The sequence below is a fragment of the Psychrobacter sp. APC 3281 genome (genome assembly GCF_030407815.1).
Taxonomy (GTDB): Bacteria; Pseudomonadota; Gammaproteobacteria; order Pseudomonadales; family Moraxellaceae; genus Psychrobacter.
Map to the genome: position 1 here is coordinate 237,321 of NZ_JASDCS010000001.1, position 22,296 is coordinate 259,616.

Consider the following 22,296-nt stretch of genomic DNA (forward strand, 5'->3'; position numbering starts at 1 on the left):
AAAAAGCCAGTATGCGATTGGATTATCAATCTTATACTGGCTTTTTTTATAAGGATTTACATTAATAATTAATACTATTATGCGTCATCATCATTCATTTGCGATTGGATGTAGCGCTCTACACCAATGCTCTCAATCAAGTCCTGCTGCGTCTCTAACCAGTCTTCATACTCTTCATTGCCATCTTTTAGCGTGACTAATAGCTGGCGAGAGACATAGTCAGACTTTGTCTCACATAAGGTAACGGCATCAGTAATAATATCGAACTTTTGTCTCTCAAGACGTAAGTTGCACTCGATAATTTCTGGTACATCTTCGCCAACCAATACTTTGCCCAGTTCTTGCAAGTTTGGCAAACCACCTAGCAATAAAATACGAGCAATCAAGTCATCTGACCATTTCATCTCAGCAATAGATTGCTTATATAATGAGTCATTAAGCGCCTCTAGCCCCCAATGACGTGCAATACGTGCATGCAAAAAATACTGGTTGATGGCAATCAGTGACTGCCCAAGTACCTTATTTAACGCGCGAATAACTTCTTTATCCCCTGTCATTACCTTTCTCCCTTAACTTCTGTTATTTATGCTAAATACTACGTATGCTATTCATACGTAGGATGATATCAGACAATATTAGGAGTGACTTCAGCCACTTGGCTTTGTAGGTAATTCGGTAGACCAATCATGTCGATGAGACGGAGCTGCTGCTCAAGCCAATGCGCATGGTCTTCTTCGGTGTCTTTCAATTGCTCGACCAACATCTCACGCGTGACATAGTCATGCTCTGCTTCGCAAAGTGCGATACCTTCTTTTAGATGCTTTTGTACTTGATACTCTAAATCTAGGTCAAACTGCAACATCTCAGGGACAGTCGCACCGATATGGATAGCATCGACCGACATCTTTGGCGTGCCACTCAACATCAAGATACGGCGAATGATGTTCTGTGCGTGTAGCGTTTCGTCTTCCATTTCATGATGGATACGGTCGTATAACTTGCCATAGTGCCACTCAGCATACATCTCTGAATGGATAAAATATTGGTCACGAGCGGCAAGCTCACCACCTAGTAAGAAATTCAAATAATCAATGACTTTCTGGCTACCTATCATAACGCGTACTCCCCTATTTATTTTTACCGATCACCATACATCCACAATTTATTATATAAGGATAGCATAATTGGCGAACTGATCAGTAAAAATCAAAATCAATAAAATGGCTTCTAATCTCAGGTAAATATAGTAGCATACAGGCGCAGTATAGGGTGTAACGTTATGAACTAAGAATAAGATGCTAATTGAGAATCATAATTAGCTACAACTGGCATGAGCCTATTTAATATAGTTCGTGTTGGTGTATGAATGAGGTTATACGGACGCTTGCACCCTACTCCTTATGTATAATAAATAGAGTTAGATGCAAAATACTGAATACAATTTATCGTGTTAGGTCTTATTGCACTAGATAATGAGAATGTGTGATTAACAGTGTTTAAACGGCGTACGCTAGATTATCGAGTTTTGCATGATGTTCGTCTAGGTAGTCATTGACCATCGGCTCACAGCAGCCACAGCACGTTGCTACGTCGAGCGTATCTTTTAGACCATCGAGCGTATCGACACCTGCAGCAATAGCTGCTTTGATTTGCTTTTCTTTTACGTTGTTACAGATACATACGTACATGGATTGGCTCCTCGGAATACCACTATTCGATAATGACGGCATACGACACTTATATAAAAACCTTTGTGATAAGTGCCATTGATAAACGGATAATTTACTGTTTTTTAGCAATGAAAACTTAGTCGTTGAAATCACGTTTATCGCTTGCAGTATAATAACGATAATTATTATCATTTTCAATCACATTCGATATATTTATTCGTTGAGACAGTATCCTTGTATTACAGGCAGTTCATTTATGTAAGTGGATATAAGTGTGCGTGTAACCGAATATTGTCAAAGGTAGTAAATTAACGATGAACTGTAAATTTGCTTATTTTTTAATCGATTTTGTAGATAACTGCTGTTATATTGAACCCCTATTAACGAAGCCCATTGGAATTCTCCTATGTCTGATAATAATTTTACGATACGACCTATCGATTTATTCAAAGTCCTATCTGATCCGACACGTCTAAAAATATTTCAAATTCTTTTTAAGAAAGAAGCACGTTGCGTGGGTGATTTGGTAGATATGCTTGACCAGCCACAACCAACGATATCACGCCACCTAAACCATTTGAAAAAATTGGGTATTTTGAGCTGTGTGCGTGACGGTACTTGGATGTGGTATGAGGTCGCTAATGATTTACCAGATTGGTGTCAAGATATCTTAGACATCACCTACGAGCAAATCACTCCTAGAGGCACTAGTAGAGATGTATCGGATCTTGCTTAGATACTATTCTATTGTCCGCTTGGACTTTTGGCTCATTGACTGCGCTTTGTAAAAAGCATTTGAGCCAATAGATCCGCAGCAATGCGCAGACCAAAAAAGACCTACTCTCGTAGGTCTTTTTTTGGCTTAAATGTTGATGATTTGACTTAAATTGCGCTAGATCAAATGCTTATACAAGATCTAAGAAATCGCTGATAAAGGCGTTGGCTGGCTGGTGTATCAGCTCCTCTGACGTGCCCACCTGCTCTACTCGGCCCTGATTCATCACGACGATCTCATCTGATACCGCACGTGCTTCTTCTTGATCATGCGTTACCATGATACTGGTGATACCAAGCTCGTGGTGGATGTTTTTTAGCCATGTGCGCAGCTCTTTACGAACTTTGGCATCTAGTGCACCAAACGGCTCATCTAACAGCAACAGCTTCGGTTTGACAGCAAGTGCACGTGCTAATGCTATACGCTGACGCTGACCACCTGATAGCTGATGCGGATAAGCATTGGCAACCTGTGGTAGCTGTACGAGGTCTAAGAGCTCTGCCACACGCTTATTGATATCAGCTTTGCTCGGACGCTCGTTTTTTGGCAACAAGGTCAGACCAAACGCCACATTATCCGCGATGTTCTTATGGCGAAACAGTGCATAATGCTGAAACATAAAGCCAATATGGCGTTTTTGGACTGGGGTATTGGTCACATCCAGCTCATCGAACAATACCTGCCCAGAGTCAGCATACTCTAGACCTGCGATAATACGTAGCAAAGTGGTCTTACCGCAGCCTGACGGACCTAGTAACGTCGTCAGTTTGCCAGTCGGCACCGTGATATTGATATTATCTAAAGCGGTAAAATTGCCGAATTTTTTATTAACGTTGCGAATCTCAATGCTCATAATCGTATCTCTTATTATATCTTTTGTCGTATCGTGGCAAGTAGCTGAGTAGCGACTGCATCCGTAGTATTAACATCATTTATCAGATAATGGCAGTTATACCTTGCCAGTACTGTCCGCACTCGTCGATTCAGTGGCGACAGTGGCGTTAGCACTTACTGGCAGCTCAGGTGCACTGGCAAGCCGCTCAGACTTGGCAAATTTACGCTCTTGTATCTTGGTCATGACTTGCTGAATCAGTAGTGTCACTAAGGCTAATGCAGCCAATATGCTTGATAAGGCAAACGCAGCGGTAAAGTTATAATCGTTATAGGCAATCTCAACCAATAGCGGCATGGTGTTGGTCTCGCCGCGAATGTGACCGGAAACCACGCTGACCGCACCAAACTCACCCATCGCACGGGCATTGGTCAGAATCAAACCGTATAGCAGCGCCCATTTTATATTAGGCAATGTCACATGCCAAAATGTTTGCCAGCCAGTCGCACCTAGTGTTAGCGCTGCTTGCTCTTCAGAGTCGCCTTGAGTCTGCATCAATGGTATCAGCTCACGCGCAACAAAAGGAAAGGTCACAAACAACGTCGCCAAAATGATACCAGGCACCGCATATATTACTTGGAAACCCATACTCTCAAGCCAACCGCCGATAGTAGAGTTCAGTCCAAACAGCAGCACAAACATCAAGCCTGCAACCACTGGCGATACCGAAAATGGCAAATCTAGCAAAGTGGTGACCAGCTGCTTACCTTTAAACTGGTAACGCGTGACCAACCACGCAATTGCAATTCCCATTACCATATTAATCGGTAAGACAATGCCTGCCGTGATGAGCGTCAGCTTGATGGCTTGCAAGGCTTCAGGGTCTACTAATGAAGCAATATACAACTGCCAACCATTTTTAAAGGCTTCGTAAAACACAGCCAGTAATGGAATAACCAACATGACAATCATGAATAACACCGCAATGGCAATAAAGGTACGGCGTATCCATGGCGTATCTTTAGTCGCAGCGTTGCTTTGGTAGTCGTAGCTATTAGATATTTGCATATTAGCGAGCTCCTACACGGCGCGACAGTTTCCACTGCATGATATTGATGGTCAACAAGATGACAAATGATATGAGTAGCATAAATAATGCAACCGCAGAAGCACCTTGAATATCAAATTGCTCAAGCTTACTGATGATGATGAGCGGCAAAATCTCAGACTGCATCGGAATATTGCCCGCGATAAAGATAACTGAGCCATACTCGCCAGTGGCACGAGCAAACATCATACCTGCGCCCATTAACAAGGCTGGCAATAGCTCTGGTAAAATTACTTTGCGAAAAGTCGTTAATCGATTGGCGCCCAATACCGCAGCCGCTTCTTCAAACTCAACCGATAGCTCAGCGAGTACTGGCTGCACCGCGCGAACAATAAAGGGGAAGCTCACCACAACCAGTGCGAGCCAAATACCTATTGGCGTAAAAGCGACCTGAATATCGAACTTGGCAAACCATTGACCAATCAAGCCATTAGGCGCATATAAAGTGGCAAGCGAGATACCTGTAACGGCCGTTGGTAGTGCAAATGGCAAATCCACCAAGGCATTAATCAGTGACTTGCCCCAAAACTCATAGCGCACAAGCACCCATGCAACCAGTGTGCCAAATACCATATTGGTCAGCATCGCCAAAAACGACATCCATAAGCTCAGCTTGATAGCGGCAGTGACTTGCGGCTGGGTAATAGTTTCCCAAAAGCCAGTCCAACCCATCTGCGTTGTGGTATAAGCCATCATGGCAAACGGTAGTACCACCAATAACGACAAGCTAAAGACAGTAATACCCATGCTCAGACCGAACCCGGGTAGCACATTGCGCTGACGCAAACGGGTCAGCCAACCTTTTTTATTGCCGGGCTTACTGGCAGAAGAAGATGTTGCACTCATAGTGGTGTCCTATTGCCTAACTGATGGTACTTAGCGAGGGTGCTCACTGTAAGACCATTATTACCATTGTTATCAAAATTATTATTGGTCGGCTTATGATATAAAGGACATAGTGCGTACGACCATGTCCTTTATGGGGTGCTTCATGACTGACTGTACGATTAATTGAGTTAATCCGTTTCAGTGTTTAGCGCAGTAGCTGCTCTAAGTACTCAGCTCGCGATTACTGAGGCGCGTTAATTGCCAATTGGTCAAACACACCGCCATCACTGAAGTAAGTGCTCATGATCTCATCCCATGTGCCAAAGGTATCGTTCGGACGGAAAGTCTCAACTGGCGGTAATTTGTCACCGTTTTTGTCAAGCACGCTCTTAACGCTAGGACGTAGATATAGATTGGCCGCTAGCTGCTGAGCAGGCTCACTCCATAAGTAATCAAGATACGCTTTGGCAGCGTCTGTAGTGCCTTTTTTATCTGTTACCGTCTTCACAACTGCCACAGGGCTTTCTGATTTGATCGAGTATTTTGGATAAACGATGTCTACTTGACCCGCGCCAAAATCAGTCGCTGCAAGGTTGGCTTCGTTTTCAAAAGTAACCAACACATCACCAATACCGCGCTGTACGAAAGTCGTTGTCGCGGCACGTCCGCCGTTCTCATAAACTTTGACATTTTTTAGCATGTCTTTTACGTAGCCTTTAGCTTTTGTTTCATCTTGATTAAAAGCATGTAGACCATAACCGTAGGCGCCTAAGAATGCATAACGACCGTTACCTGTGACCTTTGGATTGGCCATGACAATCTCAACACCGTCTTTGGTCAAATCTTCCCAGTCTTTGATATTTTTTGGATTGTCTTTACGTACCAAAAATACGATCGTACTGGTAAACGGCACTGCGTTGTCAGGGAATTTGCTTTCCCAATCTGACTCAACCAAGCCTTTTTTCTCAAGTAGCTCGATATCAGAGCCTTGGTTCATGGTGGCAACATCGGCTTGTAGACCATTAGCCACAGACAATGCCTGTTTGCTTGAGCCGCCATGTGACTGCTTGATTAGAATCTTGCTGTCTGGATGCTCAGCTTTATAATGCTCAACAAACAAAGGGTTGTAGTCTTTATAGAAGTCACGTGCCACATCGTATGAGACATTGAGTAGTTCAATATTCTGCCCTTCTGTCGTCGCTGAACCGTCAGCTGCCGCCTCAGTAGTCTCACTGTTGCTACAGCCAGCTAGACCCAATGTCAGAGCAACGCCAGCAATGCTCAAGGCACTAAGGGTTTTACTCTTTTGTTGATAACGAGCTACGTCTGTCATAAATACCTCAAAGATGTCTGTTGTGTAATGCAAGTATGCTAACAGCGCCATCTTATTATGTTTAATGATGAATATGCGTATGTTATTGCCAAAAGGGAATAACAAGCAGGTAAAGCCAATCATATCAATAATTTATGAAAAATTATATACGCATAACCAACTGTTTTCTGATTTTAACATTGGATACGTCTTGTCTATCTTGTCCGTGTTTCACTGATAACGGCCAAGACAGATCATTCTACAAGCCAGAAATTAACGACTACTTAGTACTTGCCAGCTGATCGAAACGACCACCGTCTACAAAGAAAGTATCCATAATCTCTGCCCATGGGCCAAAGACGGCGACAGGCTCAAACGTTTCAATATCAGGTAATGTGTCCTTGTGGGCGACAAGTATTTGCTCATCACTCGGACGCATATACATTTTTGCCATCAGCTCTTGTGCAGGCTTGTCCCATAATCCTTTTAGATAGGCACTTGCCGCTTCGGTCTTGCCCACTTTATCAGTCACTGCCGTGACGACTGCTACTGGGTTGGCAATCGTAATCGAGTAACTGGGATAGACAATATCGACCTGACCCATGGCAAATTGCTGAGCGGCCAAATTCGCCTCATTTTCGGTGGTGATGAGTACATCACCTAGGCCGCGCTGGGTAAAACTGGTCGTCGCAGCACGTGCGCCATTGTCATAAGTGACCACGTTTGCCAACAGCTTTTTGATAAAGTCATTGGTTTTAACAGGGTTGTCGCTACTGTTTTCTTTGAATTGGTGCAAGCCATAGCCGTAAGCCCCCAAAAAGGCATAACGCGCTGTACCACTGGTCTTGGGATTGGGCGTGACCACATCGATATCGTTACGTGCTAAATCTGACCAATCCTGAATGTTTTTTGGATTGCCAGCACGAACCAGTAGCACCATGGTACTGGTGTACGGCACAGCATTATTGGGTAGTGCCTGCTGCCAATCAGAAGCGACCAGACCTTTCTCAACCAACAGGTTCATATCGCTCTCTTGGTTAAAGGTCACCACATCCGCTTGCAAACCGTTGGCAACAGAAAGCGCCTGTTTACTAGAGCCGCCATGCGACTGATTGATATTTACTTTGCTATTTGGATGAGTCTTCTGATAGTCGGTACTGAATAAAGTGTTGTAGTCTTTGTAAAAGTCGCGAGACACATCATAGGAGACGTTGAGTAGATTAATATCCTGTGTCCCACCACTGGCACTATTTGCCGCGTCATCTTGCGTCGCTTCGGTTGGACTGCAGCCTGTCATTATCATCGCTGCTGCGAGCATGCCGCTGGTAGCAAGTACACGCGCTTTTACAGGCTTATTATTAGTTGATTGAATGCTAGCAATGCTGATTTGTTGGAATTTTTTTTGCATGATGCTCTCGATAAAAGTATTAGAAGCGTTTTGTCAAAATCTTGACCATCATCACAGGGCCTACAATCTTTTGAGTTCGGTTGTCGGGATGATGCAAGCTATGCTAGCAGCATAAATAGCAAACGCTTAGTGACGAATTAGCTTATCGACTAGTGAAGTTGGCATAAGTGATAAGAGCAATCGTTTTGCATTCGTTTTGCATTATTAAGAACAAAATGGGTTGAGTAGTTGCTGACAGGTTTATTAAGTAGACTATGACTTGGGTAGGCTGTACCATTATTTGTACGTCATAAAGCTTATTGTATCAATAATCCTTTTATCATCTCGCTACTATGCAAACCTTACCCTCCTACTTGACCAAAGGCCCTTATATGAATACTCCATACCGTCAATTTCGTTCTATTGTAGGGCTAATAATAATGACCTCTACCCTAGCTGCTTTAACAGGCTGTAATAGTATGTCGCCTACGGTGAATAGTGATAGCCACAGCGCTGTTAAAATAGTCACTAGTGAAACACTAGCCATGCCAGTGAGTAACAACAATATTCTTGGAGACAAGGTTTCAGCGGATTACGCTACTGCCGACTACGACAAACGAGCACAAGGCTATGATTGGGTTGGCGTGATGGTACGAGCAGATGGTGATCGACAGATTGACATTAAAGTTCGCTCACGCAGCGATATCAAAAAACCTACTTGTTACTTCGATGGTAAGGCGACATTGATGGGCCAAGATACTGCTCACGGTACGATTTTTCAGGCAAAAGTAAATGACAGTACGGCTTTTTTTCAATTTAAGGATGACACCCTCATCATCGACAGCCCAGACAAGTATGCACTGAACTATTTTTGCTCAGGTGGTGGCTCACTTGCTGGAGAATATAAAAAGCTGGCAGTAGGTTTGGAGATTTAATAGTCATCGCTAGCATGTGTTAGGACGTGTTTTTCATTTTAAAATAATGATAAAAACAGAAAGGTGCCAGACCATAAGTCTGACACCTTTTTTACGACTGGCTTAGTACAAGTTTTTTATACTGATGATCAGTTTTTATACGGCAGATGCACCCGTTAATTTAACCTCAGCACGCTCTTCTTTTGCGATGCCAGCATAGTAGTCACGCAAAATCTGTAACACTTCTGGACGGCTAAAGTTATCTGGTACATCTTCGTCTTCTGATAGTGCTTTACGCAGCTTAGTACCTGACACTTTAACGTGCTCAGACGCGTCATGTGGGCAAGTCTTGTCAGAAGCCATCGCATTACAAGCATTACACCAGAACGTCCAGCCAATTTTTAGCGGCTGGGTGATGAGATCGTCTTTGCCAACCTGTTCAAAAATGGTTTGCGCATCAAACGCGCCATAGTAATCGCCCACACCAGCATGATCGCGACCAACGATCAGATGACTACAGCCATAGTTTTGGCGGAATAACGCATGTAATAAGGCTTCACGTGGACCAGCATAGCGCATATCTAATGGATAACCTGCTTGAATGACCGTGTCTTGTTTGAAGTAATTATCAATCAAGGTTTTGATGGCTTCTTGACGAACTTCTGCTGGGATGTCGCCAGGTTTCAATGCCCCTAATAATGAATGAATCAACACACCATCACAGATCTCAATCGCAATCTTGGCCAAATACTCATGTGAGCGGTGCATTGGATTACGCGTTTGGAATGCAGCCACTGTTTTCCAGCCTTTAGCATCTAAAATTGCGCGCGTTTCTGCTGGCGTTTTGTAGATTTCTGGATATAACGTTGGGAACTCACCTTCGCTCAACACTTCAACGCTACCGGCAATATTGATGGCTTCTTGGCTCAATACTTGTTGTACGCCTGGATGCTCTGAATCCGTGGTCGTAAATACTTGCTGACACTCGTGCTCTTTATCGATGGTATAGGTTTCTTCTACTGTCAAGATACCCATGACTTCGCCATCTTGAGCGACCAAGGCTACTTTGTCGCCTTGACTCAAATTATCCGCAGTTTCTTTTGGCGCAGACAAAGTGATAGGAATCGGCCAAAACAAGCCTACGTTTTCGCCGCTTTGCAAGCGCATGTTGTCTACCACGCCCTGCCAGTCCGCTTGATTCATAAAACCATTTAACGGAGTAAAACCACCAATACCGAACATGATTAAATCACCACGCTCACGTGAGCTTAGAGTGATGGTCGGCAATGTGCTGGCAAGTTCTAATGCTTGCTCACGTGCTGCACCGTTTAATAATAGTGGCTTAAGCTCTGCACTACCATGTGGTGGAACCAGCTTTGATTTGAATTGTGATTGGGTTTGGCTTTGAGTTTGAGACATATAGTTATTAAAACCTCTTATAAAAAGAATGGTTGGAAGAGATGAGCAAAAATGCAAAAGCGATTAAATGTACAAAACTGAGAAGAAAGCCGTCGCTAGATAATAAGTAGCGTACTAGCGACTGGGCATTAAATTTGATACGCATAGGCTACCTAACTTTCGTTATGAAAATTTATGCTGTGTTTGGATATGGATATGTCTGAAAGGAATTTATGTTTCTGGCTACAAGCTTATATGATGTATAGCTGAATTATTTACATTGCGAACGGCAATAAAACCTATTACACACGCAAATCATTTTCGTCGCTGATTTTAAGATTAAAAACAAAACTGAGATTACGTCATGTACCAATATAATTATGCTAACCAAACCTTGGTAGAAGAACGAGTCGCCCAATTTCGCGACCAAACCGAACGGTTTTTGGCAGGCGAGCTGCCAGAAGAGCAATTTTTGCCGCTGCGTTTGCAGAACGGTCTTTATATCCAGCGTTATGCGCCTATGCTCCGTATCGCCATTCCTTACGGCTTGCTTGCCAGCTATCAGCTACGCAAATTGGCTGAGATTACCCGTAAGTATGATAAAGGCTATGGGCACATGACCACCCGTACCAATATGCAGCTGAACTGGCCAAAACTTGAAGAAGTGCCAGATATTTTGGCGGAGCTGGCATCGGTACAGATGCATGCCATCCAAACCTCAGGTAACTGTATCCGTAATACGACAACGGATCCTTACGCCGGTATTCATAAAGAAGAGATTGCCGATCCACGTCCTTATTGTGAGATTATTCGCCAGTGGTCAACCTTTCATCCTGAGTTTGCCTTTTTACCGCGCAAATTTAAGATTGCCGTCATTGGTACCGCCAATGATCGGGCAGCGACGCAGGTGCATGATATCGGACTGCATTTAAAAACCAATGAAGAAGGCGAGCTTGGATTTGAGGTGATTGTTGGTGGCGGGCTTGGACGTACGCCAGTGATTGGCAAAACCATTAATAAATTTTTACCACGCCATCATTTACTCAGCTATTTAGATGCGATTTTGCGCGTCTATAATCTGCATGGTCGCCGCGATAATAAATTCAAAGCGCGTATCAAAATATTAGTCGAGAGCATGGGCGGTCCTGCCTTTGCTAAACTGGTCGACGCTGAATGGGAAGCACACACCAAAGATGGCTCATTAACTCTAACCGATGCCAACTTTGACAAAGCCAGTAGTTATTTTACCGAACCTGATTATCTAAGCTTTGATGCGCTCCAAGTACAGTCGGACTTGCAGCAGCAATTAAACGCTGATAAAGACTTTGCCAATTGGTATAACCAAAATACGGTCGCCCATAAAATCGCAGGTTATCGCGCCGTGGTGATTTCGTTAAAAGCAGGGTTGGTCAATGGTAAGTACGTGCCTTCAGGTGATATCAGTGAGTCGCAAATGGACGCCCTCGCCGACCTCGCTGATGAACATAGCTTTGGTGAATTGCGTGGTACCTATCAGCAAAATCTGGTTTTCGCTGATGTACAAACCAACCGCTTATACGAGCTATGGCAACAGTTGGTTGCGCTACATTTGGCCCGTCCAAATATCAATACCCTCACCGATATGATCGTCTGCCCAGGCTGGGACTTTTGCTCGCTCGCCAATGCCACAACCCACAATATCGCTGAACAAATCGAAAAGCAATTTGATGATCTCGACTATCTTTATGATTTGGGTGAAATCCGCCTCAATATGTCTGGCTGTATGAATGCCTGTGCGCATCATCATACCGGCGATATCGGTATCCTTGGTGTCGATAAAAAAGGCGAATACTGGTATCAAATCAGCCTCGGCGGAAACTCTAGTAACGACGCCAAAATCGGCAAGATATTGGGTAAAGCGGTGCCATCTGATGATGTCGCGACGACGATACAAAAGATAGTAGATGTCTATCTAGAGCAACGCGTGGCTAATGAGAATGAGGTAGAAGGCTTTGGTGAGCTGATCAATCGTATTGGCCTTGCACCCTTTAAGGAGAAGGTCTATGGGTAATCATCATGTGCTTGATAGCCATGGCGCAGACATCAGTGGCAAAGATACTTGGCAAGCGCTAGCGACAGCGCAGCTGCCTGACGGTATCGCGTTATCAAACCTGACCTTACTTGAGCTGTTACACAAACAAGAAAAAGTTGATGTACTTGTCCCACTAGCAGATTTATTAAATGCTGATGGCAAACTGGCAAACGGTTTGCTCGCGCAAGTATTGGATATCCTCAAGCAGCACAGCAGCCGATTGGGTGTGTGGATCACATCCAACACCGATGCTGATGATCTGCCTGATGTAAAAGACTTTTTATTGACGCAAGACTTGATCGTCATTCATGTCCCAAGTTTTGTAGACGGTCGCGGTTTTAGTTTTGCACAGACCCTGCGTCAGCTTGGTTATGAAGGTGATATTCGCATGGCAGGCGCGTTTGGTCGTGATCAAATCGCTTATTTGCTGCGCGCTGGTGCGACCAGCTTTGTACTCAATGAGCATGATGCTAAATCTGATATTAGCCAAGCCTTCACTGCCCTAGCCAGTAGCTATGATGGTCGAGACGCTTCAGCATTACCGATGTTCTCAAAAAACTGATTTTATTATTCACTATCAAATCGCTATTTTTATATTAACAATTATTAAGGAATGTATTATGAGCCAATTACACCCAAACCTAGATATCGACCAAGCAAACCAAGATTTGCAAGGTAAATCACCTGAGCAAATCGTTGAGTGGGCATTGACGCAAGCCAAAAACCCAATCATCACCACCAACTTCCGTCCTTATGAGTCAGCGATCTTGCATTTGGTTGCCAAGCAGCGCCCTGACATCACGGTATTGTGGGTAGATTCAGGCTATAACACCGATGCGACCTATCAGTTTGCCAACAAATTGATTCGTGATCTTGATCTCAACGTCGTGACGTATATTCCAAAACAAACCGCTGCCCATCGTGACGCCACCATGAATGGCATCCCAGGCATTGACAACCCGCAACATGGCGAGTTCACTGAACAAGTGAAACTTGAGCCATTCCGCCGCGCCCTTTCTGAGCTAAAACCAGATGTGTGGTTCAATGCTATTCGTAAAGACCAAACTGAGTTCCGCCAAGGTCTTGATGTACTTAGCTTATCAAAAGACGGCGTACTAAAGGTAGCGCCATTGTTTGAAAAAACAGATGCTGATCTAGACGTGTACTTAGATGAGCACAACTTGCCAAACGAGCATGACTACTTTGATCCAACGAAAGTAGAAGAAAGCCGTGAGTGTGGCTTGCATACTCAGCTGTAATTTCAGCTGTTTATGAATTTGAAAAGCCCTTTCTTTTATTTAAGAAAGGGCTTTTTTCAGTTTTTCATTGGACTTAAAACTTTTTTTCTACACGTTTACCTTGTCTATTAATGTAGAACCATTCACCATCTTTAAAAGGATCAATAAATGGAATGTCATCATAGTCTAATTCAATTGCTACATCACCATTTTTGTCAATAAATCCATGCTTACCGTTATCATAGACAAGTGCTAATCCGTTAATGAAGGGGAAGACCATTGCATAGTCTAGCTCTTTGACTACTTGATTCGACCTATTAATGATCATAAACTTATCATCATTATTAACGACGGCTAAACCACCTGAAAACCAAGTCACACTATAATATTCAATGGGTATCACGATATTATTTAGCCTATCTATAAATCCGAACTTTTCATTTTTTTCAACCGCTGCTAGGCCTTCTGTAAAGGAAATAGTAGAATCATATTCATAAGGAATAACTAACTTATTATTAATATCAATGTATCCATACTTCCCTTCGTTCTCAACTGCAGATAAACCCTCATTAAAACCCATCAAATCATCGTACATTATCGGAATAATTATCTGTCCCTGTTTGTCAATGACTCCTCTTCTATTATCTACCACAACCACAGCTAAACCATCTTCAAATGGATAAGTAAGGCTGTATTTGAGAGGTATAACAACTTCACCCTGCATATTAATGTATCCGGATAAGTTGTCCTTATGAACACTTGCTAGACCTTCTACAAAAGCAATTGGAAAGTCATACTGTGTTGGTATTTTTATCACACCTTGCTTATCGATGAATCCATACTTACTTACTACCTTTTATTACGGGCGCGAGTTCACCATCAAACTCACAGTGTTCATCAAATACAACCCCATTTGGTAACTTATAACCTTCAGCCAACGCGCATTCTGCTAGTACATCTGAACTAACTAGCAACCCTAAAATAAGTCCGAAAAAGACAGTACTTGATTTTTTTAGTCTATTAAACGTATTGTTTTGACTCATTATGATGCCTTCATAATTGTTCTGAATTAAAAAATATAAAATTATGCCCTTCTAAACCTCTAGTACGCCTATCATATCTCATAAAATCTATTCCCTTTCTCACAAAAAACCATCATTAACATGACAAAAACGAATATGCTAATGCCAATTCACTAGGTGAGAGTATGCCTGTGATACCTCATAATGGCGGCATTCCTTATATCTTTTCTACCTTTTATAATAAACAATTAAATATATGGTGACATTATGAACACCTTCCCGCTATTTTTTAAATTAGAAGACCGTAAAGTGCTTATCGTGGGCGGCGGCGAAGTGGCACTGCGTAAAGCGGACTTGCTCAGCCGTGCAGGCGCCTGTATCACTATACTTGCACCCGATATCAGCCACGAGCTACAAGCCTTACTCACTGACAGCAAACATGAATTTATCTATGAGAACTATAATAAAACCTATATGTCAGGCGCACGGGTAATCATTGCCGCGACTGACGATGAGACGCTGAACCACCAAATTCATGCAGATGCGACTGAGCTAAACATTCCAGTCAATGTGGTCGATACCCCGCATTTATGTGACTTTATCTTTCCAGCCATTATCGATCGCAATCCCATTGTGATTGGTATCTCATCAAATGGTAAAGCGCCAGTATTGGCACGGCTATTACGGGCACGCCTTGAGACATTAATCCCGCAAGGCTATGGAAAATTAGCCAAGCTGGCAGGTGAATTCCGCAGTGAGGTAAAAGCCAAGATACCAACGCTTACTGGCCGTCGTCAGTTTTGGGAGCGCGCATTTGAAGGCCAAGTCAGTCAGCTAATGTTCGCCGGTAATGAAACTGAAGCGACTGCACAACTGCAAGCTGATTTGGATAGTACTGCCGCTGCTATCAGTAAGAAAAGCGACGATACAGACTCGGTTAGAGAGTCAGATGCCATCAAGAACGTCGCACCGGATGAGTCAGAAAAAAGCTTACCAGCCGTTGGTGAAGTCTACATTGTGGGCGCAGGCCCTGGTGATCCAGAGCTTTTGACCTTCAAAGCCTTGCGTCTAATGCAGCAAGCAGATGTGGTGTTTTATGATGCACTGGTCTCACCGCAGGTGTTGGACTTATGTCGCCGTGATGCTGATAAAGTGTTTGTCGGTAAAAAGCGCAGCAATCATACAGTTGCGCAGTTGGGCATCAATGAACTGCTCGTCAATCATGCCAAACAAGGTCGCCGTGTGGTGCGCTTAAAAGGTGGCGATCCATTTATCTTTGGACGTGGCGGCGAAGAGATAGAGAGCCTACGAGCACATAATGTACCTTATCAAGTCGTACCAGGCATCACCGCTGCCAATGCTGCTGCTAGCTATGCAGGCATTCCGCTCACTCACCGTGACCATTCACAATCAGTGCGTTTTGTGACGGGATTTTTGAAGGCTGGCGCACCCAACAGTAACTTTAAAAGCTTCTTAAATACTGATGAGACGGTCGTATTTTATATGGGTCTGCACTCGCTGGCACGTTTGACTGAAGGCTTGGTTGACGCTGGTCGTAGTAGCGAGACGCCGATTGCTATCGTCTCTAATGCGAGTATGTCCAATCAGCAAGTATTGACAGGTACGCTTGCAACGATTGTTGCCAAACAAGAACAAGCACAATTGCCAACGCCTGCCCTTCTCATCATGGGCGACGTGGTCAGCTTGCATCATGATTTGGCTTGGTATAATTTACAAAATCAGCAGCACAGTCAAAACAGCGATGATATAGCTAAAAATTGGTTGCGTGAAGGCTCAAGAGGTGAAGCAGTCAAACAACCGATAGACCAACAAGCACATGCCCTATCGATGGTCGCAAATCTTGCAACACAGCAAGGAGATGGTCTGGAGCAATTGATTGTTGACTAGCGCTTACTGCTAACCTGTAAAATGATGAGTCTTAAATAAAAAGAAAGCCCTACCAGTATATTATTGGTAGGGTTTTCTTTTGGCAACAGCGCAAAATGCAACGATTCTTGCTAGAATGAAGACTTTCTACTGCTCATACTTATAGTCTACTTATGCCCATATCTGATGCTAGCTTGCCTTCTTCTTTAACCACGCAAATGAAACCTTTGACCATATTGCATACCTCAGACTGGCACTTGGGGCGACGTCTGTATGGGCGTCTTCGTTATGAAGAGTTTGAGTCCTTCCTGCATTGGCTACAAGACACCATCAGCGCGCAAAAAGTAGATATATTGATTGTTGCGGGTGATATCTTCGACACCATGACCCCAAGCAATAAAGCCCAAGCGTTGTATTATGAGTTTTTGGGTAAGGTCTCGCGCTCCTGCTGTCAGCATGTGGTTATTGTCGCAGGCAATCACGATTCACCAACATTTTTAGACGCGCCAAGCAATGTGCTTAAATTTTTGAACGTACATGTAATTGGCACGGCTTGTGATGATTTGAATGATGAAGTATTAGTCTTGGGTGATGACGACAACAACCCCCATTGTATTATTGCCGCTGTGCCCTATCTGCGCGATCGGGATGTGCGTAGCAGTAGCGCTGGCGAGTCCGCGGATAGCAAAGACGCCAATGTTATCGCTGGTATTTGCGCGCATTATGACAATGTCGCAGACATTGCGAAGACTAAGCAAGCTGACTTAAAAAAAACGCATCAGCGATATATTCCTATCATCGCCACAGGGCATCTATTCGCGTCTGGTGGCAAAACAACTGAGGATGACGGTGTACGCGAGCTCTATGTCGGCTCACTAGGTAAAATATCTGCCGATATGTTCAATGATGGCTTTGATTATGTCGCTCTTGGGCATTTGCACGTACCGCAGCGCGTTGGCGGTCGTGAGAGTATTCGCTATTCAGGCTCACCCATCGCGATGGGTTTCGGAGAGGCCAAACAGCAAAAGCAAGTATTGCTGGTACAGTTTGGTGCCGCAGAGCATTTTGATAACGACATTTTAGGGTTAAACGTCGCACCTGATAGTATTACTCCTCATGCTATCGATACAGCTGCTGACATTGAAGTCGCCCAAGTGAAAAAATCAGTAGATAAATTAGCAGAAAAAACCGCTGAAAAAGTGGCGACTCAGGCACTGCCTTTCATGGATGACTTGTTTGGCTTTGATGAGCCATTAGAAGATGAGGAAGTTAAAAAATCTACTGTCGTAGAAAATACTCCTATTCAGCCTGAGCAATATAAAAGCATTCGAGAAACTTCTACTGACGCCGTGAATAGCAATAAAATTCTACATCGCGATGACGCTAATCAGATGCAAGTAGTATCCCTACCCATTCCAAAGTTCCAACAATTGGCGCAAATATCTGGTGACCTAACCACAATTGAACAAACCATTCAAGCGCTTACACAATCGGACTCTATTTGGCTAGAGATTGTCTATACAGGTGACGAAATCGTCAGTGATTTGCGTGAACAAGTGCAAGCAATGGTAGAAGGGTTGCCATGTGAAGTGCTTAAGATAAAAAACACTCGTACTTATAATAAAGTCCTCAATCAGCAGCAAACCTCTGAGAACTTGCAAGACTTAAATGAGATGGAAGTGTTTGAGCGCTGCTTGACGATAAATGATGTGGCTGATTCGCAAAAAGACTCGTTGCGTGATGCCTATGGTCAGATACTTTATCACTTACATCATGAGGACAAACAGGCAGAATAATATAAGTGGTAAATCATTATCACACTTCTTTCTATCTTTCTAAATTTTTGCAATTGCTGCTATCACTAATAATAAGATATATCCATGCGCCTAATCGAACTCAGACTCAAAAACCTCAATTCTCTCAAAGGTGAATGGCATATTGATTTTGCTGACACCGCTTTTACCAATGAAGGCATCTTTGCCATCACAGGGCAAACAGGTGCTGGCAAGACCACCATATTGGATGCCATTTGCTTAGCGCTATATGGTGAGACGCCAAGGATTAATAGTATCAGTAAGAGCAGCAATGAAGTGATGACGCGGCAAACGGCAGAATGTTTCGCTGAAGTAGTGATTGACTTGAATGGCGAGCAATATCGCTGCCGCTGGGGACAGCGCCGTGCTTACAACAAAGCAGATGGCAATCTGCAAGATGCGACTCATGAAATCGCTAAGATAAACGTTGATGACTCGTCAAAAGAGGATGAGCTGTTAGAGAGCACCTTAAAGCATACCAAAAATAAAATCATTGAACTGACTCGGATGGATTTTCAGCAATTTACTCGCTCTATATTGCTGGCTCAGGGTAGCTTTTCAGCATTTCTAAAGGCAAAGGCTGATGAACGCGCAGATATTTTAGAAAAAATCACGGGCACTGATATTTACGCGACTATCTCAACACAGGTTCATGATAAGAAACGTACCGAGGAAGAAATTCTCAGCAAGCTACAATACGGTTTAGATGGCTTGATGCTCTTAAATACCGTTGAAGAAAATCAGTTAAAAGCCGATTTACAGTCGTATCAAAGTGCCCAAAGTGAACAGCAGCAGACCATTCAAGATTTGGCCGAAAAAATAAAGTGGCTAGATAGCGTCACAGAATTAAAAGAAAAACTGAATACTTATCAAAATGATCTAGATCAGGCTCAGCAGGCTCAGCAAGACTTTATCCCTTATGCCAAACGCTTAACCGCTGCTAATAAGGCATTGGAGATTGATAGTCAATTCAGCCAACTTGTCCATAGTCGAGATAATCTAAAACATTTACACGAAGAACAGCAGCAAATCAGCAGCATCCTACCGCAAAAACAAAATGATCTAGAGCAAGCAACCATACATCTAGAGACAGCAAAAACTCATGCGCAAGCTACCCATGAAACTTTGCAAACGGCTCTACCCAATATTGCGCTGGCGCGTAGACTAGATATAGACATTACGCAGAATAAGCATGTCCTAAAAGATATTGAGCAAAGACAGCAAACTCTAACGGGCAGCACTCAACATCTAAATAAAGAGATAGACAACCATAAACAACAGGCTGCACAAAATAAAACCCAGCTCGCAAGTGTCGAAAGCTATCTTAATGACGCCCATGAATTAAACACTATCGATAGTGATATAGCGAATTTTAAGAGTCATTGCGGCCGACTAAAAGCCCTATTGCAAGAGAATACCGCCCTATCAGATGATAAAACAAGCCAGCAGCAACAGATCCACCAGTATCGCGCCAATCTTGACGTCTTAAATCAACAGAAAAAGACAAAAGACACCACCATGTTGTCTATACAGGATAAATTAGCCGCTTTACAACAAGAGCAAGCAGCATTAACCCAAGTGCAGTCATTGGCTGATATGCGAGATGAGCAAGAGCAGATTGATGATATCAACCGTCAACTTGACCAAGTGAGCGTTAAGGCAAAACAGCAAGATGAGCTTAGCGTACAAGTAGAGAAAATAGTTGCGACCTTGCCAGTAATGAGTAACGACCTCACAAAGCTGGCAGGCTTAATCGCTGATAATGAATCGGCTATCAGCGCTGCCAAAGAAAAGCGTCAAGACAAACAAGCCCAGCTGCATTTACTACAAAAAGTCGCCAAGTTAGAAGACTATATCGCTGACCTAAAAGATGGTCATCCCTGCCCGCTTTGTGGATCGCTAGAGCATCCTTATAGTGCAGACCACCCACATTTGATACAAGAAACGGAAGCAACGCAAACTCAGCGGCAAATAGCAGAGCTGGATACGACTATATCCAACTTAGAAGATACTTTATCTAAACGTCGTATTACTCAGGCAACTGTAAGGCAGCAGTTCTCGCAAGCGGAAGAGCAACAAACCCTGCTAAATCACCAAATACAAAAGTTAAAGACAGATATCGACCAGTTGGTCAGTTCAGTACTAAATAAAGGCTATTCTCAATTTGTTGCTGAAACATTAAAACCATTGATGCAGATTGAGACGCATGTAGATGCGCTGTCATTATTAGACAGTAGCAAAATCGAGCTAGGTAAGCGTAGAGAATCTCTTAAAAATACGTTAACTCAATATGAAACGCTTAGCGAGTCGCTCTCTACGATGCGTAATGACATCGAAGCGTTAGACAAGGAGCAGCGTGAGCTAACCAGCACTATTAACGAGATTGAGAGCAATAGTGAAAAAATAGCATGGGCTATAGAAAACTTAGACAAGAAATCTGCTGATAATTTTTCTGAATTGACTGTGCTCAAAACCGATATATTAGCTCCGTTAAATAAATATTCCGCTGACAAACATCAGTCAGATGCAAAAATGGCGATACGTTCTTCACTGCAATCATTACAACCGTTGATAACCAGTATTGAAGGCCAAGCCATACTAAGTGAAACGGAATATCAGTCGCATATCAACACCCTGCGCCAATGTCACAGTGCCTTTTTACAAATCAAGAAACAGTTCAACGACTATAAAGAGGATCAACAAAACCTAAAAACATCACTCAGTCGTCTAGAAACACAAATCGAGACTAAGCAGTCTCAGCTCGACAAAGAAAAAAATGAGCTTGGTAAACTGGTTCAACTCGTGGCAGAAAGAACTGAGGCGATTGAGAAATTACAAACAGATAGAAAGTATGTTTTTGCTAATAAAGATCCTGAAACAGAAGAAAAGCGTTTACGTGATGCGTTAGATCAGGCTAAAACCACGCAGACCTCTACGCAAAGACAGTTAGACAATGCTGAGCACATACTTAGTCAATTGCTGGATAAGCAACGTCAGGTGACTGAGAAAATGACTACTGTAAGGATTACACTTAGCAGCCAAGAAGATACCTTTAAGTCAGCGCTTGCCGCCTCTGATTTCACTAATGAAATAGATTTTACTAATGCACGCCTGCCCATAGATGAGCGTAATGCACTTAGGCAGCAGCAGCAGCATATCGATTACGCGCTAAAACAAGCGCAGTCTTTATTAGAAGACACCCAAAAGACACTTGAGGCTAAGCAGGCTAATCCACTTACAACAGACGATAGAGAAACGCTTACCCAACAGCAATCACAAGCCCAAGATGAATTTAACAAACGGATTGAGTCAATCGGTGCAATCAGTCAGCGTTTAAAAGACAACGAAGATAAGAAAACCACCCAACAAGCGCAGCTTGATGCTATTAACGCCCAAAAAGGTGAGTTACAAGTTTGGCAGCAACTGCACAAATTGATTGGCTCATCTGATGGCAAAAAGTTTCGTACTTTTGCTCAAGGACTTACCTTTGACATTATGATCAGTCATGCAAATACTCAGCTACAAAAGATGAGCAATCGCTACCTGCTGGTTCGTGATGATGGCAACCCCCTTGAGCTCAACGTCATGGATGACTATCAAGGTGGTGAAATTCGTAGCACTAAAAACCTCTCAGGTGGCGAAGGTTTTATTATTAGCCTAGCATTAGCACTAGGGCTATCACAGATGGCCAGTCAAAATATACGCGTGGACTCGCTATTTTTGGATGAAGGGTTTGGTACATTGGATGAGGAATCTTTAGACATTGCGCTTGATACGCTGACCAATCTACAGCAAGAAGGTAAATTAATCGGGGTGATATCCCATGTTCAGGCGCTAAAAGATCGCATTTTAACCCAGATTAAAGTCGAAAAGCTCTCGGGTGGATTTAGCCGAATTAGTGGCCAAGGGTGTCATAAAGTCGTCAGTGAAAAAGCATCATAAGTTAGGTTAATCACTTTACTACTTAATACTTTCGACTAAACCCTTTCTTTTAGGCAATAAAAAACCACCGAACATTAAGGACGGTGGTTTTTTGAGAC

19 protein-coding genes are annotated in these 22,296 nt (G+C 43.2%); 8 read left to right on the top strand and 11 right to left on the bottom strand.

From position 1 onward, the window contains the following. Positions 1-77: 77 nt before the first annotated feature. The 3 genes from bfr (QL886_RS00960) to QL886_RS00970 all read right to left on the bottom strand — a co-directional run bounded on the left by bfr (QL886_RS00960) (position 78) and on the right by QL886_RS00970 (position 1,688). On the bottom strand, positions 78-557 hold the full coding sequence (bfr, locus tag QL886_RS00960; RefSeq protein ID WP_101205899.1) for a bacterioferritin: 480 nt from the start codon (positions 555-557) through the stop codon (positions 78-80). 68 nt (positions 558-625) lie between these two features. After that, on the bottom strand, positions 626-1,114 hold the full coding sequence (gene bfr / locus QL886_RS00965; protein ID WP_201607172.1) for a bacterioferritin: 489 nt from the start codon (positions 1,112-1,114) through the stop codon (positions 626-628). Between the two features lie 382 nt (positions 1,115-1,496). Then, positions 1,497-1,688, bottom strand: a complete 192-nt coding sequence (locus QL886_RS00970; protein WP_101205900.1) for a (2Fe-2S)-binding protein — start codon at positions 1,686-1,688, stop codon at positions 1,497-1,499. 388 nt (positions 1,689-2,076) lie between these two features. Between QL886_RS00970 and QL886_RS00975 the strand changes: the two genes are divergently transcribed. Then, positions 2,077-2,406, top strand: a complete 330-nt coding sequence (locus tag QL886_RS00975) for a metalloregulator ArsR/SmtB family transcription factor (protein WP_290177345.1) — start codon at positions 2,077-2,079, stop codon at positions 2,404-2,406. A gap of 169 nt (positions 2,407-2,575) precedes the next feature. Here QL886_RS00975 and cysA read toward each other — a convergent pair whose 3' ends face one another. The 5 genes from cysA to QL886_RS01000 all read right to left on the bottom strand — a co-directional run bounded on the left by cysA (position 2,576) and on the right by QL886_RS01000 (position 7,933). After that, positions 2,576-3,298: a sulfate ABC transporter ATP-binding protein gene (cysA, locus tag QL886_RS00980; RefSeq protein ID WP_082624600.1), complete on the bottom strand. Its 723-nt coding sequence runs from the start codon at positions 3,296-3,298 to the stop codon at positions 2,576-2,578. Positions 3,299-3,394: 96 nt separating this feature from the next. Then, on the bottom strand, positions 3,395-4,345 hold the full coding sequence (cysW, locus tag QL886_RS00985) for a sulfate ABC transporter permease subunit CysW (RefSeq protein ID WP_160021719.1): 951 nt from the start codon (positions 4,343-4,345) through the stop codon (positions 3,395-3,397). A gap of 1 nt (position 4,346) precedes the next feature. Further along, positions 4,347-5,231 (bottom strand): sulfate ABC transporter permease subunit CysT, encoded by an 885-nt coding sequence (gene cysT, locus QL886_RS00990; protein ID WP_057760265.1) that lies wholly within the window; start codon positions 5,229-5,231, stop codon positions 4,347-4,349. Between the two features lie 223 nt (positions 5,232-5,454). Beyond that, the gene (locus QL886_RS00995; RefSeq protein WP_290177346.1) at positions 5,455-6,546 is read right to left on the bottom strand and encodes a sulfate ABC transporter substrate-binding protein; all 1,092 of its coding nucleotides are present in this window, start codon (positions 6,544-6,546) and stop codon (positions 5,455-5,457) included. Between the two features lie 259 nt (positions 6,547-6,805). Continuing rightward, positions 6,806-7,933 (bottom strand): sulfate ABC transporter substrate-binding protein, encoded by a 1,128-nt coding sequence (locus tag QL886_RS01000; protein ID WP_290177347.1) that lies wholly within the window; start codon positions 7,931-7,933, stop codon positions 6,806-6,808. Between the two features lie 419 nt (positions 7,934-8,352). On the opposite strand from QL886_RS01000, the gene QL886_RS01005 reads away from it, so the two are divergent. Next, on the top strand, positions 8,353-8,847 hold the full coding sequence (locus tag QL886_RS01005) for a hypothetical protein (RefSeq protein WP_290177348.1): 495 nt from the start codon (positions 8,353-8,355) through the stop codon (positions 8,845-8,847). A 135-nt stretch (positions 8,848-8,982) separates the two neighbouring features. Here QL886_RS01005 and sat read toward each other — a convergent pair whose 3' ends face one another. Further along, positions 8,983-10,245: a sulfate adenylyltransferase gene (sat, locus tag QL886_RS01010; protein WP_290177349.1), complete on the bottom strand. Its 1,263-nt coding sequence runs from the start codon at positions 10,243-10,245 to the stop codon at positions 8,983-8,985. A gap of 343 nt (positions 10,246-10,588) precedes the next feature. On the opposite strand from sat, the gene QL886_RS01015 reads away from it, so the two are divergent. Genes QL886_RS01015 through QL886_RS01025 form a run of 3 tightly spaced genes read left to right on the top strand, consistent with a single transcriptional unit; the run spans position 10,589 to position 13,554 of the window. After that, positions 10,589-12,274 carry a nitrite/sulfite reductase gene (locus QL886_RS01015; protein ID WP_102090738.1) on the top strand — a complete coding sequence of 562 codons (1,686 nt, stop codon included), beginning with the start codon at positions 10,589-10,591 and terminating at the stop codon, positions 12,272-12,274. Further along, a complete protein-coding gene (locus QL886_RS01020; protein WP_290177350.1) occupies positions 12,267-12,857 on the top strand; it encodes a DUF934 domain-containing protein in 591 nt (196 codons plus the stop codon). The genes QL886_RS01015 and QL886_RS01020 overlap by 8 nt, the downstream gene beginning before the upstream one ends. Before the next feature lie 58 nt (positions 12,858-12,915). Then, positions 12,916-13,554 (top strand): phosphoadenosine phosphosulfate reductase family protein, encoded by a 639-nt coding sequence (locus QL886_RS01025; protein ID WP_290177351.1) that lies wholly within the window; start codon positions 12,916-12,918, stop codon positions 13,552-13,554. Positions 13,555-13,627: 73 nt separating this feature from the next. Here QL886_RS01025 and QL886_RS01030 read toward each other — a convergent pair whose 3' ends face one another. Both QL886_RS01030 and QL886_RS01035 read right to left on the bottom strand, forming a co-directional pair. Beyond that, positions 13,628-14,365, bottom strand: coding sequence for a WG repeat-containing protein (locus QL886_RS01030; RefSeq protein WP_290177462.1), 738 nt, complete (start codon positions 14,363-14,365; stop codon positions 13,628-13,630). Positions 14,366-14,375: 10 nt separating this feature from the next. Continuing rightward, positions 14,376-14,576: a hypothetical protein gene (locus tag QL886_RS01035; RefSeq protein WP_290177352.1), complete on the bottom strand. Its 201-nt coding sequence runs from the start codon at positions 14,574-14,576 to the stop codon at positions 14,376-14,378. Positions 14,577-14,822: 246 nt separating this feature from the next. Between QL886_RS01035 and cysG the strand changes: the two genes are divergently transcribed. From cysG to QL886_RS01050, 3 genes are all read left to right on the top strand, one after another. Then, a complete protein-coding gene (gene cysG / locus QL886_RS01040; protein ID WP_201607186.1) occupies positions 14,823-16,463 on the top strand; it encodes a siroheme synthase CysG in 1,641 nt (546 codons plus the stop codon). 152 nt (positions 16,464-16,615) lie between these two features. Then, positions 16,616-18,238 (top strand): exonuclease SbcCD subunit D C-terminal domain-containing protein, encoded by a 1,623-nt coding sequence (locus QL886_RS01045; RefSeq protein WP_290177353.1) that lies wholly within the window; start codon positions 16,616-16,618, stop codon positions 18,236-18,238. Positions 18,239-18,322: 84 nt separating this feature from the next. Continuing rightward, positions 18,323-22,198, top strand: coding sequence for an AAA family ATPase (locus QL886_RS01050; RefSeq protein WP_290177354.1), 3,876 nt, complete (start codon positions 18,323-18,325; stop codon positions 22,196-22,198). Positions 22,199-22,296 lie beyond the last annotated feature (98 nt).

What these genes read in the sequence shown, in the direction of transcription:
- QL886_RS01045 (WP_290177353.1), top strand. Translation starts at nt 16,616, where the DNA reads ATGCCCATATCTGATGCTAGCTTGCCTTCTTCTTTAACCACGCAAATG.
- QL886_RS01035 (WP_290177352.1), bottom strand. Translation starts at nt 14,576, where the DNA reads ATGAGTCAAAACAATACGTTTAATAGACTAAAAAAATCAAGTACTGTC.
- cysT (WP_057760265.1), bottom strand. Translation starts at nt 5,231, where the DNA reads ATGAGTGCAACATCTTCTTCTGCCAGTAAGCCCGGCAATAAAAAAGGT.
- QL886_RS00995 (WP_290177346.1), bottom strand. Translation starts at nt 6,546, where the DNA reads ATGACAGACGTAGCTCGTTATCAACAAAAGAGTAAAACCCTTAGTGCC.
- QL886_RS01000 (WP_290177347.1), bottom strand. Translation starts at nt 7,933, where the DNA reads ATGCAAAAAAAATTCCAACAAATCAGCATTGCTAGCATTCAATCAACT.
- QL886_RS00975 (WP_290177345.1), top strand. Translation starts at nt 2,077, where the DNA reads ATGTCTGATAATAATTTTACGATACGACCTATCGATTTATTCAAAGTC.
- QL886_RS00970 (WP_101205900.1), bottom strand. Translation starts at nt 1,688, where the DNA reads ATGTACGTATGTATCTGTAACAACGTAAAAGAAAAGCAAATCAAAGCA.
- sat (WP_290177349.1), bottom strand. Translation starts at nt 10,245, where the DNA reads ATGTCTCAAACTCAAAGCCAAACCCAATCACAATTCAAATCAAAGCTG.
- QL886_RS01025 (WP_290177351.1), top strand. Translation starts at nt 12,916, where the DNA reads ATGAGCCAATTACACCCAAACCTAGATATCGACCAAGCAAACCAAGAT.
- QL886_RS01015 (WP_102090738.1), top strand. Translation starts at nt 10,589, where the DNA reads ATGTACCAATATAATTATGCTAACCAAACCTTGGTAGAAGAACGAGTC.
- cysA (WP_082624600.1), bottom strand. Translation starts at nt 3,298, where the DNA reads ATGAGCATTGAGATTCGCAACGTTAATAAAAAATTCGGCAATTTTACC.
- QL886_RS01020 (WP_290177350.1), top strand. Translation starts at nt 12,267, where the DNA reads ATGGGTAATCATCATGTGCTTGATAGCCATGGCGCAGACATCAGTGGC.
- cysW (WP_160021719.1), bottom strand. Translation starts at nt 4,345, where the DNA reads ATGCAAATATCTAATAGCTACGACTACCAAAGCAACGCTGCGACTAAA.
- cysG (WP_201607186.1), top strand. Translation starts at nt 14,823, where the DNA reads ATGAACACCTTCCCGCTATTTTTTAAATTAGAAGACCGTAAAGTGCTT.
- bfr (WP_201607172.1), bottom strand. Translation starts at nt 1,114, where the DNA reads ATGATAGGTAGCCAGAAAGTCATTGATTATTTGAATTTCTTACTAGGT.
- QL886_RS01050 (WP_290177354.1), top strand. Translation starts at nt 18,323, where the DNA reads ATGCGCCTAATCGAACTCAGACTCAAAAACCTCAATTCTCTCAAAGGT.
- bfr (WP_101205899.1), bottom strand. Translation starts at nt 557, where the DNA reads ATGACAGGGGATAAAGAAGTTATTCGCGCGTTAAATAAGGTACTTGGG.
- QL886_RS01005 (WP_290177348.1), top strand. Translation starts at nt 8,353, where the DNA reads ATGACCTCTACCCTAGCTGCTTTAACAGGCTGTAATAGTATGTCGCCT.